The 18,573-nt window shown below is 39.1% G+C and carries 17 protein-coding genes and 2 tRNA genes; 10 read left to right on the top strand and 9 right to left on the bottom strand.

The window, feature by feature from the left end; genetic code table 11:
* The first annotated feature begins 62 nt into the window (after positions 1-62).
* Positions 63-464 (top strand): transcriptional regulator, encoded by a 402-nt coding sequence (locus tag F938_RS19220; protein ID WP_004825483.1) that lies wholly within the window; start codon positions 63-65, stop codon positions 462-464.
* Here the strand turns inward: F938_RS19220 and F938_RS19215 are convergent.
* The 3 genes from F938_RS19215 to hisB form a co-directional block, all read right to left on the bottom strand.
* Positions 461-994 carry a DUF805 domain-containing protein gene (locus F938_RS19215; protein WP_004825481.1) on the bottom strand — a complete coding sequence of 178 codons (534 nt, stop codon included), beginning with the start codon at positions 992-994 and terminating at the stop codon, positions 461-463. The two genes, F938_RS19220 and F938_RS19215, sit on opposite strands and share 4 nt — an antisense overlap.
* A gap of 150 nt (positions 995-1,144) precedes the next feature.
* Positions 1,145-1,762 (bottom strand): imidazole glycerol phosphate synthase subunit HisH, encoded by a 618-nt coding sequence (gene hisH / locus F938_RS19210; RefSeq protein ID WP_004825479.1) that lies wholly within the window; start codon positions 1,760-1,762, stop codon positions 1,145-1,147.
* Positions 1,762-2,355 (bottom strand): imidazoleglycerol-phosphate dehydratase HisB, encoded by a 594-nt coding sequence (gene hisB, locus F938_RS19205; protein WP_004825477.1) that lies wholly within the window; start codon positions 2,353-2,355, stop codon positions 1,762-1,764. Before hisB ends, hisH begins: the two co-directional genes overlap by 1 nt.
* Before the next feature lie 102 nt (positions 2,356-2,457).
* On the opposite strand from hisB, the gene F938_RS19200 reads away from it, so the two are divergent.
* The 5 genes from F938_RS19200 to F938_RS19180 all read left to right on the top strand — a co-directional run bounded on the left by F938_RS19200 (position 2,458) and on the right by F938_RS19180 (position 5,750).
* Positions 2,458-2,835, top strand: a complete 378-nt coding sequence (locus F938_RS19200) for a GNAT family N-acetyltransferase (protein WP_005034402.1) — start codon at positions 2,458-2,460, stop codon at positions 2,833-2,835.
* A 318-nt stretch (positions 2,836-3,153) separates the two neighbouring features.
* Positions 3,154-3,229: transfer RNA gene (locus F938_RS19195), tRNA-Phe, on the top strand.
* A 134-nt stretch (positions 3,230-3,363) separates the two neighbouring features.
* A tRNA-Phe gene (locus F938_RS19190) sits at positions 3,364-3,439 on the top strand.
* Positions 3,440-3,642: 203 nt separating this feature from the next.
* Complete coding sequence (locus F938_RS19185) at positions 3,643-4,404, top strand: class I SAM-dependent methyltransferase (RefSeq protein WP_005034399.1); 762 nt, start codon at positions 3,643-3,645, stop codon at positions 4,402-4,404.
* Between the two features lie 86 nt (positions 4,405-4,490).
* Positions 4,491-5,750 (top strand): OmpP1/FadL family transporter, encoded by a 1,260-nt coding sequence (locus F938_RS19180; RefSeq protein WP_005034396.1) that lies wholly within the window; start codon positions 4,491-4,493, stop codon positions 5,748-5,750.
* Between the two features lie 134 nt (positions 5,751-5,884).
* Here F938_RS19180 and F938_RS19175 read toward each other — a convergent pair whose 3' ends face one another.
* The gene (locus F938_RS19175) at positions 5,885-6,304 is read right to left on the bottom strand and encodes a GNAT family acetyltransferase (protein ID WP_004825465.1); all 420 of its coding nucleotides are present in this window, start codon (positions 6,302-6,304) and stop codon (positions 5,885-5,887) included.
* Between the two features lie 213 nt (positions 6,305-6,517).
* Between F938_RS19175 and F938_RS19170 the strand changes: the two genes are divergently transcribed.
* Positions 6,518-8,152, top strand: coding sequence for a GMC family oxidoreductase (locus F938_RS19170; RefSeq protein WP_005034394.1), 1,635 nt, complete (start codon positions 6,518-6,520; stop codon positions 8,150-8,152).
* Positions 8,153-8,329: 177 nt separating this feature from the next.
* Here F938_RS19170 and F938_RS19165 read toward each other — a convergent pair whose 3' ends face one another.
* From F938_RS19165 to ompR, 3 genes are all read right to left on the bottom strand, one after another.
* Positions 8,330-9,850, bottom strand: a complete 1,521-nt coding sequence (locus tag F938_RS19165) for an acetyl-CoA hydrolase/transferase family protein (protein WP_005034391.1) — start codon at positions 9,848-9,850, stop codon at positions 8,330-8,332.
* Between the two features lie 205 nt (positions 9,851-10,055).
* A complete protein-coding gene (locus F938_RS19160) occupies positions 10,056-11,516 on the bottom strand; it encodes an ATP-binding protein (RefSeq protein ID WP_005034388.1) in 1,461 nt (486 codons plus the stop codon).
* A 699-nt stretch (positions 11,517-12,215) separates the two neighbouring features.
* Positions 12,216-12,980: an osmolarity response regulator transcription factor OmpR gene (gene ompR / locus F938_RS19155; protein WP_004825449.1), complete on the bottom strand. Its 765-nt coding sequence runs from the start codon at positions 12,978-12,980 to the stop codon at positions 12,216-12,218.
* Between the two features lie 156 nt (positions 12,981-13,136).
* Between ompR and F938_RS19150 the strand changes: the two genes are divergently transcribed.
* Both F938_RS19150 and F938_RS19145 read left to right on the top strand, forming a co-directional pair.
* Positions 13,137-13,583: a carboxypeptidase-like regulatory domain-containing protein gene (locus F938_RS19150; protein WP_005034385.1), complete on the top strand. Its 447-nt coding sequence runs from the start codon at positions 13,137-13,139 to the stop codon at positions 13,581-13,583.
* 108 nt (positions 13,584-13,691) lie between these two features.
* Positions 13,692-16,064 carry a Tex family protein gene (locus F938_RS19145; RefSeq protein WP_005034383.1) on the top strand — a complete coding sequence of 791 codons (2,373 nt, stop codon included), beginning with the start codon at positions 13,692-13,694 and terminating at the stop codon, positions 16,062-16,064.
* A 48-nt stretch (positions 16,065-16,112) separates the two neighbouring features.
* Here the strand turns inward: F938_RS19145 and F938_RS19140 are convergent, their stop codons facing one another.
* Positions 16,113-16,490 carry a MerR family transcriptional regulator gene (locus tag F938_RS19140; protein WP_005034381.1) on the bottom strand — a complete coding sequence of 126 codons (378 nt, stop codon included), beginning with the start codon at positions 16,488-16,490 and terminating at the stop codon, positions 16,113-16,115.
* Between the two features lie 98 nt (positions 16,491-16,588).
* Here F938_RS19140 and F938_RS19135 point away from each other — a divergent pair, with 98 nt between their 5' ends.
* On the top strand, positions 16,589-17,680 hold the full coding sequence (locus F938_RS19135; RefSeq protein WP_005034380.1) for an SDR family oxidoreductase: 1,092 nt from the start codon (positions 16,589-16,591) through the stop codon (positions 17,678-17,680).
* A 46-nt stretch (positions 17,681-17,726) separates the two neighbouring features.
* On the opposite strand, the gene F938_RS19130 is transcribed toward F938_RS19135, so the two are convergent.
* Positions 17,727-18,482 (bottom strand): SDR family oxidoreductase, encoded by a 756-nt coding sequence (locus F938_RS19130; RefSeq protein WP_005034378.1) that lies wholly within the window; start codon positions 18,480-18,482, stop codon positions 17,727-17,729.
* Positions 18,483-18,573: the final 91 nt, after the last annotated feature.

The raw sequence follows: 18,573 nt of genomic DNA, 5'->3' as shown, positions 1-18,573 counted from the left end.
TTATAACAAACTTTGAATAAAAGATGATAGTTTTGTGAGATGAAATTACAGGAATCAAGCAGATGGTAGAAAAAGAGGATGATCTTTTTATCGAAGGTGCAAAACGTTTAAAGCAATTGATTCAAGATAAAAATATAAAGGCCAGTGATATTGTCAATGTGCTGGAAACTTCAAAAGGTACAATGAGTAAATGGCTACATAATTCTACACCTTCAAGCGCACAAAGTTTAATTGAATTGGCACGTTTAGTGGGTATGACTGAACGTTGGAATATGGAAGCTAAACAGCAAGACAAAACGGAACTTGTGAGTAAGGCATATGCTGAATCTGAACTGGATTTAAGCCATGCCACCATGGAGCAGTTAATCAATGAGATTAAAGATCGTTATGCCGCTTTAAACTTAAAAGCAGAGATTAAAATCAATGTTGAACCGTTAGAAGGTGGCTTTGTTACCAAAGATTAACGTGATGGTTGCATCACGTGATGAGATCCTTCAAATTCGATTTGCGGATCAGTTTTCGGTGGGGGAGAGATCGCCAAAATATAGATGACCACGATGGTTAAGATGGGGGTGAAAATGATTGAGATCAGTGCAACGGTTTTTTCCCAAATAGGTGTTAATCTACTGCTACCGTATTGATTATCATGAAAAGAGCCAGGTGTGACAAAGATTAAAAACAAAAAAAGCACCTGTACAATCGGGATCAAAATCAACACACTCCACCAACCAGAACGATTAAGATCATGCAGTCTACGAATGATGAGTATAAAAAATGTATAGATACATGAGATGTGTAAGGTCGCCCATAAAAACAAAGCCAAAGGTTCAATTTGCTTAAAATCTTCGTCGGTATTCAACATCTGTAATGAGATATAAAGATTTAGGGAGCATAAAATAAGGGTGAGAATGGTTAACCATGCAATGAGTGATAAACGCCCAAAACGTCCATTGGGATGAAGCAGTGCATCATTGATAAGCGTGTTGTTTTTCATCTATAAGCCATTGAATCAATAAGTATTAAAGTTTTTATTGGAGTGTGTCTAAAAGACCAAGTAGTCAAAAGTTTAAAACTTTATTTTTTGTAGCAATTTGAGTTATCAGAGCCAATTTAAATTGGCTCTGATTTTTTTTATCTTGAGGTGTTAAATATTCCATTCCACAAAGTTTTTCAGCAATTGTAAACCTGCTGTATGGCTCTTTTCTGGATGGAATTGTGTAGCAAATAGATTTTCTTTATGAATTGCGGTACAGAACTGCAAACCATAATCACATGTTGCTGCAATCAGTGTTGAATCTTTAGGTTCAACATAATAGCTATGCACGAAATAGAAGCGTGCATCTTGTTCGATATTTTTCCACATTGGATGGCTAGGATCAGCTTGGTGGACTTGGTTCCAGCCCATGTGAGGAACTTTTAATCCCTCCATATCTGGAAAATGTTTGACCATGCCATCAAAAATACCCAGCGCTTGAGTGCCACCATTTTCTTCAGATGACTCAAGTAAAGCCTGCATACCGACACATATTGCCAGCACAGGTTTATTGAAGGCAGCTTGACGTACAACTTCATCGATTCCTGCTTCATGCATGCCTTGAATGCAGTCACGCATTGCTCCCACACCTGGAAATACAATTTTATCTGCTTGAGCAATCAGCTTTGGATCATTGGTCACATCTACAGTTGCACCGACATGTTCGAGTGCTTTAGCTGCTGAATGAAGGTTTCCCATGCCATAATCAAGAAGGGCAATACGGGTCATTACAAGGTTCCTTTGGTAGAAGCAACAGTATTTTCAGCGCGAGGATCAACTTCGCATGCCATACGTAGTGCGCGAGCAAACGCTTTGAACACACTTTCGATCTGGTGATGGCTATTTTTACCTTTTAAGTTGTCGATATGCAGGGTCATTAAGGCATGATTAACAAAGCCTTGGAAAAATTCTGAGAATAAATCGACATCGAAGCTACCAATTCGTGCACGAGTAAATGGAATATCCATCCACAATCCTGGGCGACCTGATAGATCAACAACGACACGGCTTAAAGACTCATCAAGTGGTGCATAAAAATGACCATAACGTTTTAAGCCTTTTTTATCGCCAAGCGCTTGTGCAAAGGCTTGTCCTAGCGTAATCCCACAATCTTCTACGGTGTGGTGATCATCGATTTCCAAGTCGCCATCACAATGAATATCAATATCAAATAAACCATGACGCTTGATTTGATCAATCATATGGTCTAAAAAGGGAACACCTGTATTGAGCGTGCCTTGACCAGTACCGTCAAGATTCACACGAACTCGAATTTTAGTTTCGTTGGTGTTTCTTACCACTTCACTGATACGTTGCGCCATAGACACGTTCCTCAAAAAACGTCAAAAATTAAAAGTTTGATGTAAAGATGTTTCGCTGTGACGAAAGTGACAGCATATTAGATTGCTCAGGAGGGTTAATCAATGCCTATTACCGTACATGCTAAAACTTCACTAGAAAATGAAGAAGTTCGCGATCAGCTTGAGCGATTATATGACACCAGCCCCGAATTTGGGGATGGTCATGACGCCATAGAACAACTTGAGCAAAACTTGGCTCATTATACCCTACTTTATGTCGCAGAATTTAATACAAAGATTATTGGGGCATTATGGTGTACTGGACAAGGTGAAAGCAGAACTTTAGAAAATATTGTGGTACATCCAGCCAATCGAGGGCGAGGAGTTGCTGAACGTTTGGTTGAGGAAGTTTGCCGAATTGAAGAAGAAAAGGGTGTAAAGAACTTTGAGCCAGGTTGCGGTGCAATACATCGTTGTTTAGCACATCTCGGTAAAATCTAAGCGATTTGAGTTTTCTGAATGCCTAAAGCAGCTTGAGTCATTGCTTTTGCTTGCTTTGCTCAAAAACAAGTTGCTCAAGAACAAGGGATGGTGAAATGGTTAGTTTTAAGTGCATTTTGCACAGATTCAAAAACGGAATATGCGCAAATTGGTTATGCTAATCGAGATCATTCAAACAATGTATGGCTCAAATATGTGTGAAAAAGCATCCATTAGCGCGTAAATAGGCTGATTTTGTTGTAAAAATAGACTGTTGAATGATTTTAATGCTTTCTATACTTGACGGCTTATGGATTAAATTGTTTAATACGCCCCATCGGCGTGATAGCTCAGTAGGTAGAGCAACGGATTGAAAATCCGTGTGTCCCCAGTTCGATCCTGGGTCTCGCCACCATATTTAAAAATCTTTAAGATTTCAATCCCTGATCCCATCAGGGATTTTTTTTTGGGTAAAAAATATTCGCTTGAATAAAAAAGTCATGATTTTTATTGACTATTGAATACAGATACGGCTTAATACACCGCATCGGCGTGATAGCTCAGTAGGTAGAGCAACGGATTGAAAATCCGTGTGTCCCCAGTTCGATCCTGGGTCTCGCCACCATATTTGAAAAACCCCAAACATTGTTTGGGGTTTTTTATTGCCTATTTTTAGCGTTCAATGTCATTGTGAGCGTTCTAGAAAATAAACCGATTAAAATACGGTGCAGAGGAATGATTTTAATTGTCTTACAAAATGCCTTGAGCTGATGTGGAAATGACGTAGAATAAATTTTTATAAAACGAATAGATTGTTATAAAAAAACAATGAAAGATTTATTTTCATCAGGCAGTGCGCTTTATCAACAAGCACGACCCAGTTATCCACAGGATGTGGTTCAGGAAATATTAAATCATGTTCCTGAGCGTAGCTTTGCATGGGATTGTGGTGCAGGTTCAGGACAATTCACTCAACTACTGACTCCTTATTTTGATCATATTGTTGCCACCGATTTGAGCGAAAAACAACTACAGCTTGCACCTTATTTTGATAATGTTAGCTATCAGGTTCAATCGGCTGAACACACCTCATTTGCAGCTCACAGTTTTGATTTAATTTCGGTAGCGCAGGCAATTCATTGGTTTGATTTTGACGGGTTTTATAAAGAGGTTCAAAGAACACTTAAACCGCAGGGAATCCTTGCTGTCATCGGATATGGTTTAATTCAAGTTGAGAATAAAGTCATTCATTCCATGATTCAAGATGTATATTTTAAAAAATTAAACGGTTATTGGGATGCTGAGCGCCGTTATATTGACGAAGAATATCAGACGATTCCATTCCCATTTGAAGAAATAACCGTTGCCAGTTTTAAAATGCAGTATCAATGGTCAGCAGCACAACTGTTAAAATATTTATCGACATGGTCGGCAATTAAACATTATTGTGAAAAAAATCAAGATCATCCCTTACTTGAACTGGCTGAACAACTAAGTAGTGAATATGAAGATTTAAAAATAGAATTTCCTGTATTCTTGCGCCTAGGTCGAGTGAAACAAGTCAAGAAAAAGTGTTTTATGAAAAAATAGAATAATGATCTCATTTTATCTTGGATTACAAGATATATGGCTAACAATATACTTAGTTATATATTATTTAAAGATAAGATGATTCAATGAAATTTATATCTCAAGTTACGGGGCTGGCAATTGCTGGGGTTTTATTTAGCTCGAATTCTTCTGCGACAACAGGCTATTTTATGCATGCCTATGGTGTAAAAGCCCAAGGTAATGCAGGTGTATCGATCGCTCAATTTCAGGATGCACTCAGCATCGCTAATAATCCAGCAGGTTTAAGTTGGGTTGGAAACCGTATTGACATTGGGGTGAGTATTTTTTCACCTGATCGTTCTGCAAACATCACTGCAAATCAACTGCCGAATGCGAATGGCTCATATGATGGCAATGGACGAGCGTATTTTGTATTGCCAGAAATTGCTTTGAATCATCAAATCAATGACCAAGTGGCATTAGGTTTAGCAGTGTATGGCAATGGTGGCATGAATACAGGCTATCAGGATAATCCGTTTGCTGCATTTGGCAATAGGGGCACGGCTGGGGTCGATTTAACGCAAGTTTTTGTCTCTCCTGCGGTATCTTGGAAATATGCTGCAAATCAATCTGTGGGTGTTGCAACGAATATTTTATATCAACGTTTTGAGGCAAGGGGAATTCAGGGTTTTGCTGGATTTTCTTCAGATGCTTCAAACCTCAGTAATCGAGGAAAGCAGAGTGCTACAGGTCTAGGAGCACGAGTGGGCTGGTCAGGCATATTCTTCAATGATCGCTTAACTTTAGGTGCGAGTTATGCTTCAAAAATCAATGCTGATCGTTTTGATCAATATCGGGGATTATTTGCTGAACATGGAGATTTTGATGTTCCTGAAAACTATGCAGTGGGTGCAGCATTAAAAGTAAGCCCTCAATTCACCATTGCAGCAGATGTACAACGGATTAACTATTCAGATGTGAAATCTGTTGGACATTCATTTGATGTTGGGCAGCTACAGCAGGGGCAGCTTTTTGGTTCTCCACAGGGTCCTGGATTTGGTTGGAAAGACATCAATGTCTATAAATTGGGGGTATCTTATCAAGCACACCCTCGACTGCTTTTAAGGGCAGGCTATAGCCATAATGATCAGCCCATTCCAGAGCAAGAGGTCTTTTTAAATATTCTTGCACCTGGTGTCATTCAAGACCATCTCAGTGTTGGTGCAACATGGAATATTGATTCTCATCAAGAACTCAGTATTGCCTATACACATGCCTTGGAAAATGAGGTGAAAGGACCAATTTCTCCCGCATTTGGTGGTGGTGAGGCTAAAATTAAAATGAGTCAGGATATTTGGGGAATTACTTATGGTTATAGGTTTTAAGTGTATTTAGCTATACGTACAGCTCTGAAACTTCGACAGCATTGCAATAAATACTTTTAACGCGGTGTAGATGATGCCTCACTTTTAACCGATAGCATTAGACCCATGATGAGGTTAATTTGATGAGGCTGTTCTTAATCCTGAATCAGCCGCTTACCTAAGCAAACCACCTCAATCTCTTCATAGCCCAATTGCTCATAAAAACTTTGTACATCAATATTGTCTTTACGGATCAACAGTTGCAACTTTGGACAGCCCAATGCAACCAAACGCTTTTCAAGCTGTTGTAAGAGAGCTGTTGCCACACCATTACGTTGATCATGTGGATGTACGGCAAGATAATTTACCCAGCCACGATGTCCGTCATAACCGCCCATCACGGTAGCAATCAGCTGTTCATCTTTGACCGCCAATAAAAATAATCCATCTTTTTGAGCGACTTTTCGGAAGATATCAATCTCTGGGCTATTCCATGGACGTGTTAAATCACATGTCTCCCAAAGTGCAATGACATCATCTAAGTCGGTTTCCTGAAACTGCCTAATGATAAACATAGCTTTCTTTTATCTCTTGTTTTTAAAAGAATGTTTGCATCAGATTAATATAAAAAGTGCATCTTGATAAGTTGATTTTTTAGACAATGCGTAAATGTTTGATAGACTTTCTAAATTTGGAATGGAATGGTGCGGTTACGAATGATTATTTTTTATTGCTGGAAAATATGCATAATGATTGAGGAATAATTTAAAACAAAAATGGAATTTCATATGAATAAACAGGAATTTGATTATATTATTGTTGGTGGTGGAAGCTCAGGTTGTGTTTTGGCTGGTCGTTTATCTGAAAATCCACAGGTTTCTGTTTGCTTGCTTGAAGCAGGTGGTACAGGAGATGGCTGGAAAGTCGAGGTTCCCTGCGCAGCGGTCATTAGCATTCCTACAAAAATTAATAACTGGGCATTTGAAACTGTTCCTCAGAAAGGTTTGAACGGTCGCAAAGGCTACCAACCACGTGGTAAGTGTCTGGGAGGATCATCTGCAATCAATGCAATGGTCTATATCCGAGGACATCGACAAGATTATGATGATTGGTCGGCTTTAGGGAATACAGGCTGGTCATATGATGAGGTTTTACCTTATTTCATTAAATCAGAGAATAATCAAAGAATTAAAAATCAATATCATGGTAATGATGGTCCATTGTCTGTGATTGATTTACACAGTGACAATCCACTTCAACAAAAATATCTTGCAGCTGCGAAACAGCAGGGCTATCGAATTTTGGATGATTTTAATGGCGAAGAGCAGGAAGGCTTAGGCATTTATCAAGTCACTCATATTAATGGTGAGCGCTGTAGTTCAGCTCGGGCTTATCTCTTTCCACATCTTAAACGAAAAAATTTAACAGTTGAGACCTCGGCGCAAACCCAGCGAATTTTAATCGAAAACGGTGTGGCTGTGGGTGTGGAGTATAAGCAGAATGGTCAATTGAAACAGATCCACGCGCGACGTGAAGTGCTACTCAGTGCTGGTGCAATGCAGTCACCTCAAATCTTGATGTTATCTGGCATCGGTGACCAGCATGAGTTAATGGAACATGGGATTGAGGTGAAAAAACACTTACCCGGCGTGGGCAAGAATTTTCATGATCATCCTGATTTTATCTTTGGCTATAAAGTACGTGAAATACAGGGAACTTTTGGGCTATCCATCCCCGGGTCTATTGATTTAATCAAGCAAATAGGACGTTATCGAAAAGAGCGGCGTGGTTTGCTTACGACTAATTTTGCTGAATGTGGCGGTTTTATTAAAAGCTCAGCAGAGCAAAAAGTACCGAATTTACAATTACACTTTGTGATTGCATTGGTTGATAACCATGCTCGGACTTTACATACAGGTCATGGCATTTCTTGTCATGTATGCTTACTGAACCCAAAAAGTCGTGGCACGATCAAGATCAGTGGTCCAAGTATCGACGATCCAATATTGATTGATCCAAATTTTTATGGAGAAGAGTCTGATTTAGAAGAAATGGTCAAAGGTTTTAAGCTCACGCAAACTTTAATGCAGTCTGAAGCGTTTAAAAGCATGATCAAAGAAGATTTGTTTACTGCAAATGTCCACACGGATGAGGAGATTCGACAGGTTTTACGAGATCGCTCAGACACGGTTTATCACCCTGTAGGTAGTTGTAAAATGGGCGTGGATGAAATGGCTGTGGTTGATCCACGATTACGTGTTTATGGTATTCAGAACTTACGTGTGGTGGATGCGTCCATCATGCCTAAAGTGGTCAATGGAAACACCAATGCACCTGCCATTATGATTGCTGAAAAAGCCGTAGATATGATTAATCAGGATCAGTCAGGTGTAGCATTTATTGAGGAAAAGATGGTCGTCTAGGCAAGATCATTTAAGCTTTGTGAGCAAGTGGATATGTATAGATCGCAGAGCTATTTTATTTGATTGCCATTTTTTGCAACGAACATATCAACCTGTTAAAGCAACAGACAATAAAAAACGCCCGTTGGGCGTTTTTTATTGAGCTAAAAGATTATGCAAAAAGATCGTGCAGAAAGATTATGCAGATTTTTTAGCTTGATCTTGTGTAGTTAACATATGACCTGTTTCTTCAAAGTTGCAGTGCCAAGAAAGCGCTTCACGAAGAATATGAGGTGTTTGACCGCCTTTTTCACATGCACGATCAAAGTAATCATTTAAGGCATCACGATACATTGGGTGAGCACAGTGATCGATTACAGCGCGTGCACGTTCACGTGGTGCTAAACCACGTAAGTCTGCAAGACCTTGTTCAGTAACCAGAATATCAACATCATGTTCAGCATGATCAATATGTGAGGCAAATGGTACAACAGAAGAAATGTCACCGCCTTTTGCAATTGATTTGGTTACGAAAATAGCCAAATGTGCATTACGCGCGAAGTCGCCTGAACCACCGATACCATTCATCATCTTGGTACCACAAACGTGAGTTGAGTTGACGTTGCCGTAAATATCGAATTCAAGTGCCGTGTTGATACCAATGATACCTAAACGACGAACTAACTCAGGATGGTTTGAAATTTCTTGTGGACGTAAAACCAATTTATCTTTGTATTGTTCAAGATTGTTAAATACTTTTTCGCCATATTTAGCAGAAAGCGTAATTGATGAACCTGAAGCAAATTTCATTTTACCCGCATCAATCAATTCAAAAGTACAGTCTTGAAGTACTTCTGAGTACATCACTAAGTCTTCAAAGTTTGATTCTTTCAGACCTGTTAATACTGCATTGGCAATAGATCCAATTCCTGCTTGTAATGGACCAAGGTTCGCAGGCAAACGACCTTCTTCAACTTCTTTCTCAAAGAATGCGATCAAATGGTTTGCAATCGATTGCGTTTCATCATCCGGTAAAGTCACTGTTGATGGAGAGTCATGGAATTCGCTGTTAATCACGATACCGACAATTTTTGTAGGATCGATATTGATTGCAGGTGTACCAATACGTTGATCAACATGTGTTAATGGGATGGGTTGACGAGTAGGGCGATACGTTGGGATATAAATATCGTGTAAGCCTTCAAAAGCAGGGCTTAAATTGGTGTTGATTTCAACAATCACCTTTTCAGCAAAAATTGCAAAGCTTGCAGAGTTACCTACAGAAGTGGTTGGAATGATGCCGCCATCTTCAGTAATTGCAATGGCTTCAATCACAGCAACATCAGGTTTTTTCAATTGAAGATTACGCATTTGCTCAACAGTTTCTGACAAATGCTGATCGATAAACATCACTTCGCCTTTGTTGATGGCTTTACGTAATGTGTTATCGACTTGGAACGGTAAACGACGAGCAAGTACACCTGCTTCAGTCAATTGTTTGTCTAGATCATTACCTAAACTCGCACCAGTGATCAATGTAATCTTGAGAGGATTTACTTTGGCTTGTTTTACAAGTGCTAAAGGTACAGCTTTTGCTTCGCCTGCACGAGTAAAGCCGCTCATCCCCACAGTCATACCATCTTGGATAAAAGTTGCAGCTTGTTCTGCGCTCATGACTTTGTCATGGAGAGATGCTAAACGGATACGATCTAAAGACATGGTTTACGCTCAATTCTTGTTCAAAACTAGACGGATTGTACCGCCCTCAAACTAAATTGTGCATGCCTCTAATGCTAAGGTCTAATTTTTTCAATAAATGCGGGTATAAATTTTAGTGATGGTTTTTAAGTTATTATTTATTAATGAAATAATGTTGTCTGTTTGATAAATAAACAAAACTGTTTGTTTGATTATTGAGCGATCACTAAAAATGATCACTCAAACTTTGCTTAATTTTTTGAATAGGGTTTGTAGGTGTCGGTTCTTCCTCAACTTTTATCGAAAGTGGTAGGGAGACGATGGCTTGTAAACCACCTTCAGGGCGGTTGGAAATAGACAGTTCACCTTGATGAATATCGACAATTCGCTTCACAATTGCCAGCCCTAAACCACTGCCTTGAACTGTACGTGCAGCATTTCCGCGTACAAAGGGTTGCATTAAGTCTTCAATCTGATCTTCAGGGATACCTTCACCATTGTCCGCAACACAGATTTTGATATGTTCATTTTCAACCAGTGCACTCAATTCAATGGGTTCTGCACCATAGCGCTTAGAATTGTTGATCAAATTACCAATCAAGCGTTTGAGGGAGAGCGAACGTGCGGTGATGATTGGCAACTCTTGAGGTGTAAAGCGAATATCCAAAGGCTTAAACTGAATCACTAGTTCTTGTAGTAAGCTGTTGATATTGGTGTCTTGTAGCTCTTCATCTGAACCATCACGCATATAAGAGATAAATTGGCTCAAAATGGCATCCATATCATCGACATCATAAATCAGTCCTTCTTTTAAGAAGTCATCATCAGACATCATTTCTGCACTTAAACGAATCCGAGTCAACGGTGTTCTTAAATCATGTGAAATTCCAGCCAACATGATTTGACGATCTCGTTCAGTTTGTTCAAGCGTATAGATCATATGGTTAAAAGCTTGATTAACTTCACGAATTTCTTGTGGTCCATGGTTGGTTTCAAGATAAGGCGCTTTACCTGTTTTACTGTAATTATTTGCAGCATGTTGTAAGCGACGTAATGGGCGATTCAACTGTCTAACCAATGTCAAAATAATGGCTGCAGCAATTAAAGGAATCCCCAATAACCAAGCTAAAATAAGTTCTGGACTATAATTCGCATAGGTATTTAACGGTTCACGAACCCAATTCCCATTCATTTCAGGCGTTTGTACCCAGATACGTGGACTAGGTTTAAACTGGAAGTAAACCGTTACGTCCTTAATTTTTAATTCTTCTGCCAATTGCTTTTCAATGCGATTGGTAAAGAAATCAGCAATAATTTTATCTTTAACATTTGGATAGTCTTTAGAGTCTGTAACATATTCCACACCAACACGCTGTTTTAACCACTCATCAATATCTAACTGAATATCGTCGTGGTAGATCTGCAAGCGAGGATTGTTGACCATCTCAAGCTCAACTGCCAGAAAGCGTGCATGTTGTTGAATTTCTGGGAGATAGAGTGTTTTCCAGAAAAACCAAAGAGACATAAATAGGCTAAAAAAAACCACAAATATGACCAGAACCGTAGTTCGCATTGCTGCTGAACGTGGTTTGATTTTATCGAGAAAGCGTTCCCAAGGTGTGCGTTTGCGTTCTTTGTAAGCGACAAAGTCAGTAAATTCTTGTGGGTCTATGGGTTCTAATTTCACAGATTGATCCTGTTACTCGATAATATCGTGTGATGCAATGATTTTAGTTTAATCAATGGTGAATTTATAGCAATAATAAAACTGTGATTTTATCTATGCTTGATCTAACACTTGTGATTTGAATAAAAATAAACTCATAAAATTTAATCTAGTCAAAATAGATTGTTTGATTGAATAAGAAAGCCTAATTTTTATGATGATTTGCTTCTTTTATTATTTTTATTAACCAATTCGACTTTTTGAGATGGTCGAAAAATGCGCATTGAATGTTTACATACATTTTAAATGCTTCTGAAACATAGATGGTCTTTCTATCGTGAGGCGACATGGATGTTGCCATCTTGGGGGGATGAGCAAAAAACAAAGTATTGCTTTGTTTGCAGTGCAAGACCCCTGTTAAACAGAAGTTTTTTGTCATCTTTTCATCTCTGAAAAGTGAGATAGCGCCTACGCAAAGCGATTTAAACTTTAAATGTAAAGCGGTGCATTGCAAACTTGATCTTCATACAATTATTTCTATGTAATGGCAGAGGTTTCATGGCTGATAAGATTAACCCCATTTATAAGTCATCTAAAAGCTTAATTCATAAAAGCATTATTCTGTGCAATAAAATATGGGTGACATTCCTTATTCAAAAATGTCACCCATAAGTCAATATCTCATGCGTTCAGCAAATAGAGATACCATATATCGCTTTATTATTCCGCACCATCTGGAACAAAGACATAACCTACGCCCCATACAGTTTGGATATAACGTGCGCGTGCTGGATTCTCTTCGATTAATCGACGCAAACGTGAAACTTGAACATCAATTGAACGTTCCATTGCGCCCCATTCACGACCACGCGCCAAATTCATCAATTTATCACGGGTCAATGGTTCGCGTGGATGTTGTACCAGTGCTTTCAACACGGCAAACTCACCTGTGGTCAAGGTGACTACTTGCCCTTCACGTGTCAAAGTGCGCGTTGAAAGATCTAAAGACCATGGACCAAACGAAACCACTTCTACATTTTGGCTTGGTGCACCTGGAACTTCACGAACTTGGCGACGTAAAACAGCACGGATACGTGCCAATAATTCATTTGGATTAAACGGTTTTGGCAAATAGTCATCCGCACCAGCCTCTAAACCAGCAATACGGTCAGAGTCACTGCCACGTGCTGTGAGCATGATGACAGGTGTATCAATATTGGATGCGCGTAAGCGTCTGCAAATGCTTAAACCATCTTCTACAGGAAGCATGAAGTCTAAAACGATGAGTGAAAATAACTCACGTTGTAATAGACGGTCCATTTGTGTTGCATCGTGGGCTGTCTTAACAACAAAGCCTTTATCTTCAAGGAAACGCTGTAAAAGGGTACGTAAACGCACATCATCATCGACCACTAAGATGCGTTCGACACGGTCAGTTTCGTTTTGTACGACATCTGTATTTTCAGCAGGTACAACCAAACTCATGATGTACTCCCTTAATGTTGTAAATTATAAATATTCATCAATCTCAGTATAATGCCTAAGCGCTTGTTAAGACTATGTATCAAATTGCTCAAAAATACAATTTTCCGGCTGTTTTGAAACCAAAAGACAACATCTACAAATATTTGAGATCGTTCTATGTTTATAAATAAAAAAACATACCATTTGCAAATGAAACTTTTATGTATTTTAGCAATAAGCTTTTGTTTAAGTGCATGTATTAGCCGGTTATCTCGACCAGAGATCTCTGGACAAGTGATTGATGGTCGTGGACAACCGATTGCATATGTTCAAGTGGGAGAAACTCAAACCAATCAAAATGGCGATTTTCAGTTAAAAGAGCAGCGCTATTCTGCTTTTTTGTTGAAAGAAATCATGTATATGGAAGCGCCACCAGTGTTTGTTCAAGAGACAGTCACTAAACCGGGTTATCAATCGTGTTCTTTACAATATTTCAACCGTTTTGGTGGCGGTCAGAGAAAAGGGGCGAAATGGCAGCTTGGAAAAATTATTTTACAAAGCAATTTGAACGCACAAGGTCAGAGTGAAATACCCGATTGCATGATAAAAACTCAAGAAAAATGAACTTTTATCACTTTTTTCATTACTAATTTGCAAAACAATTGTGGATTTTATGGTCTCGGTCTTTATAATCACTAACTTTTAGTCCTTATCCTTGTGGAATTAAACACGATGACTGACTTAGTTCAGCAGTTGGCAAGTGAACTTGCCGTACGTCCAAACCAAGTAGAAGCTGCCATTAAACTGATTGATGAAGGCTCTAGTGTTCCATTTATTGCACGTTACCGTAAAGAAGTAACACAGGGTTTAGACGATATACAATTACGCCAACTCGATACGCGCCTTGTTTATTTACGTGATTTATTTGAACGCCGTGAAAAAGTAATCGAATCTTTAAAAGAACAAAATAAACTTTCAGATGATTTGCTCGCTCGTGTAAATGCCGCTGAAACAAAAAATGCCTTAGAAGAGCTTTACGCACCGTATCGTCCAAAACGTACCAGTAAATCTTTTAAAGCAAAAGAAGCGGGTCTTGGTGTTATCGCAGAAAAAATTATTGCAGAGCAAGTTGATCCTACAGAAGCTTTGGCTGGTTTTAGCCATGAAGAATATCCAGATGTTGAAAGTCAATTAGATGCGATTCAACACATCATTATTGATGATTGGGCACAAAATATTCCTTTGACAACAGAGTTGAAAACGACTTTTGCAAAAACTGCTGTGTTGAAGAGTTTAGTTGCATCTGAAGAGAAAAAAGAAGTTGGTAAGAAATTCCGTGATTACTTTGATTTCTCTGAAAACCTAAATAAAGTACCTTCACATCGTCTATTGGCGATGCTGCGTGGTCGTCAAGAAAATGTGCTTGGTCTTAAAGTTGATGGTGAAGATCATGCACCACTTTCACGTATTGAAACTGAATATAATCTTGAGACAGTTCAACCACAATCTCGTCAAGACTTTTTAAAACAAACAGCAAAACTGTTTTGGTTAGGCAAAGTTCGTCCGACCATCGAGCATTCATTATTGACTGAAAAACGCCTTGCTGCTGAATCAGAAGCAATGAATGTGTTTGCTGAAAACTTACGTCATTTGTTGCTTTCTGCACCTGCTGGTTCTCGTACCACACTGGGTGTTGACCCTGGTATCCGTACAGGTGTGAAACTTGCTGTAGTTTCAAATTCAGGCGATGTTTTGGCACACAGCACCATTTATCCTTTTGCACCTAAAGAAGATAAAGCGGGTTCAATTGCAGAACTGGCAAGACTGTGCCGTGAATTCAATGTAGATTTAATCGCTATTGGTAATGGAACAGCAAGCCGTGAAACTGAAGCAGTTGTCGCTGAAATGATGGCTGAGAATACTGATCTTAACTTAACCCGTGTTTCAGTCAGTGAAGCAGGTGCATCAGTATATTCTGCTTCAGAGTTGGCTTCTGCTGAACTTCCTGAACTTGATGTAGCGATTCGTGGTGCGGTGTCTATTGCACGTCGCTTACAAGATCCTTTAGCTGAGTTGGTTAAAATTGATCCGAAATCAATTGGCGTAGGTCAATATCAGCACGACGTGAATCAAACCAATTTGGCAAAAACACTGGATGCAGTGGTAGAGGACTGTGTGAATGCTGTAGGTGTGGATGTCAATACTGCTTCTCCTGCAATCTTGGGTTATATCGCTGGTTTGAATAAGGCGATTGCACAGCAAATTGTCGATTACCGTAAAGAAAATGGTCGTTTTGATAATCGTCAAGCATTAAAGAATGTCCCTCGTTTGGGTGAACGTACCTTTGAACAAGCTGCAGGTTTCTTGCGTATTCAAGACGGTTCTGAGCCTTTGGATGCATCATCTGTTCATCCAGAGTCTTATGGCTTAGTCAATAAGATTGTTGAAGCCAAAGCGACTACAGTGAAAGATATTATTGGTAATACTGAAATTATCCGTCAGGTCAAAGCGGAAGATTTTGTGAACGATCAATTTGGTTTACCGACTATTCAAGATGTGTTAAGTGAACTTGAAAAACCAGGTCGTGATCCACGTCCAGAATTCCGTACGGCTAAATTCCGTGAAGATATTACTGAAGTGAGTCAGTTAACCGAGGGCATGCAGCTCGAAGGTGTAATTACCAATGTGACCAACTTCGGTGCATTTGTTGATGTTGGTGTACATCAAGACGGTTTAGTCCATATTTCTGAACTTGCCAATGAATTTGTTGCAGATCCACATAAAGTTGTTAAACCAGGACAAATTGTACAAGTGCGCGTGTTGACAGTAGATGCTGAACGTAATCGTGTGAATTTGTCGATGCGCCCTGAAGGTTCTGAAGCACCTGCTAAAGCACCTCGTCAAAAGCGTGAGTTTAATAACAATGAACAACGTGCTGAACGTAAGCCACAAGGTAAGCGTCCACCGCAAGGTCGTCCAAATCATGACAATAAGGACAAAGCACCTCGTCATGACAAAAAGCCTCAGGCAGCAAAACCTCAAGAAAATAAAATTGGTGGTTTAGGCGCATTATTATTACAAGCAGGGATTAAAGGATCTAAATAAGCCTTAATTTCTCAAAATGAAACCGCCGTAAGGCGGTTTTTTTATGGACTAGACAATCGCAGAAATATCACAATCTTTTTTAAAGGGGCATGCTTCGCCAATCACAAGATTTTCAAGCAGATGCTGAATGTTTTGTAGTTGATGGATTTTTTCACGAATGAGATTAAGCTTGTCGGTTAAAATCTCATGGAATTGTTCCGCTGGAATTTCATTCACATTGACCAAATCTAAAATTTGTTTAATTTCAGCCAAAGTAAAACCTAAATTTTTAGCAACTTGGATCAACTGTAATTGTTGTACATCCTGTTCTGAATAATCTTTGTATCCATTATTGCGTATCAAAGGATGAATAAGATCCAGCTTTTCATAAAAACGAATCGTATCCCGACTGAGATTGAGGTGTTTTGATAACTCACTGATTAACATCACTGGCTCCAAATTTGAATGCACTTGCAAGAAACACTTGACTGTGGAGTGTACTCCATCCTTTAGATTAAGTGTGAACATAAGGAGCGTAGCAAGTGATGCAAAATAATCAAAGTACAGAAAAAATTACCTTAGTCGCAGGTGCAACAGGATTTATTGGTAAATTTCTGGTGGCACAATTACTTCAAGACAATGATCAGGTTTTTGCGCTGTGTCGAAATCGTGAGCAGCAAGAGCCTAGGTTGAAAGCTTGGCTAGAAAAGCAAGGAATAAATCATCAAAAATTGCAATGTATACAAGGTGATATCACCTTACCAGACTTGGGTATTTCAACTGGGGACTGGAAACGGCTTGCAACGGTGACACATTTGTTCAACACCAGTGCGTTATTTGCATGGAATCTGTCGATGCAACAGGCACATGAAGTGAATGTTCGAGGAGTCATCAACTTACTTCAAACTGTGAATGCTCACTGTCACTTGAAACGGGCAATTCATCTTTCTGGCTATATGTTGACACTTACTCAGCATTTGGAAGATGCTGGAGTTGATCTGAAAAATATAGAAAAAACAGATTGGCAGTGTGTCTATCAAAAACTAGGTGCTTATGAAGCTTCCAAAATTGAAGCACATTTTGCTTGGATCAAATCTGCACAAGCGTTGAAAATTGATTGGACTGTGATACACCCTGCAACTGTCATAGGAGATGAAAATTCTGGAGAAATCGCAAAATATCAGCCGATTGAACATCTCATTACCCAATTGATACAACGCAAGTTGACTGCAATTCCTGCCACCCCTCAGCATTATTTGCCTTTAGTTTCAGTGACCATGTTGATTCATGCGATATGTAAAGCCTCACAGGATCAATTGGCAGTAGATCAAGAGATACTGATTGTTAATCCCACCCAGATTTCTTTACAGGTATTGATTCAACATGCGGCAGATCGCTTAAATCTTAAGGCACCACACTATTTTGTTTCTCTCAAAATATTAAAATTAATTTTAAAATGGAAATGGCTTGCTCAAAAGTTGGAGTTATCTGCGGAAATGTTAAATTTCATTCGTACAGAGCAATTGAATATTGATGCATTTTTAAAATTGAATCAAAACTGGAAAATACCCGAAACCAATCTCAAGCAAACCATTGAACGGACGGCTGAATGGGTCAAGCAAAATTATGACGACTAAGAAAAAAGTGCCCATTGAATAAAATGGGCACTTTTCTCGAGCAGCATTATCGTGTTGTATAACCACCATTGGCAAAAATAGTCTGTCCTGTAATCCACCAGCCTTCTGTGACTAAGAAACGTACCAAAGGTTCAATGTCTTCAATTTTGGTTAAGCCCCCCAGTGCTGAGGCAGATTTATGGTACGCCACAGCTTCAGGTGCTTCTTGACCATAGAAAAATGGGGTATCCATTGGACCAGGCGCAACGGCTGTAACGGAAATACCACGTGTTCCGTATTCTTTTGATGCCGCGCGAGTGTAGTGCTCAACCGGTGCTTTTAAGCCTTCATAGGTGGAATACAAACCGGTATAGGCTGCCAAAAGACTGGTCACGATTGAGCAAATTTTTCCACCATTATTGAGATGTTTTCCCGCAGATTGAATGAAGAAATAAGCGATTTTATTGTTAATGTCATTCATTGAATCAAACTCTTGTTCTGTGGTTTCAATCAATGGTTTTTTTAATACTCGACCGACTGTATTAATTGCAATATCGATATCACCAAAAGTTTCTTTGGCTTTGATGAACAAGGTTTCAATATTCTCAATATTAGAAAGATCTGCTTGTATCAGTGTTGCATGAGCACCCAATTGTTCAACAGCTTTAAGTGTTTCTTCAGCATCCTTTCGGGTTTCTGGGCTGTTATAGTGAATGACCAAATTTGCGCCTTGTTCTGCAAATTTACGAGAGATCAAACCACCTAAATTTTTTGCGCCACCCGTAATAATAACGGTTTTATCTTTTAAGTCATGTGAGCTCATTTTTATTTTCCAATGTTAACCAGTGATGTTGAAATTCTAGGTGCTATTTTTTATTCTACATAGTGGATAGAATCGAATGGATTGTTTGAAA

This window comes from Acinetobacter bereziniae LMG 1003 = CIP 70.12 (assembly GCF_000368925.1).
Lineage (GTDB): Bacteria > Pseudomonadota > Gammaproteobacteria > Pseudomonadales > Moraxellaceae > Acinetobacter > Acinetobacter bereziniae.
This window is presented reverse-complemented; position numbering and strand designations above follow the sequence as displayed.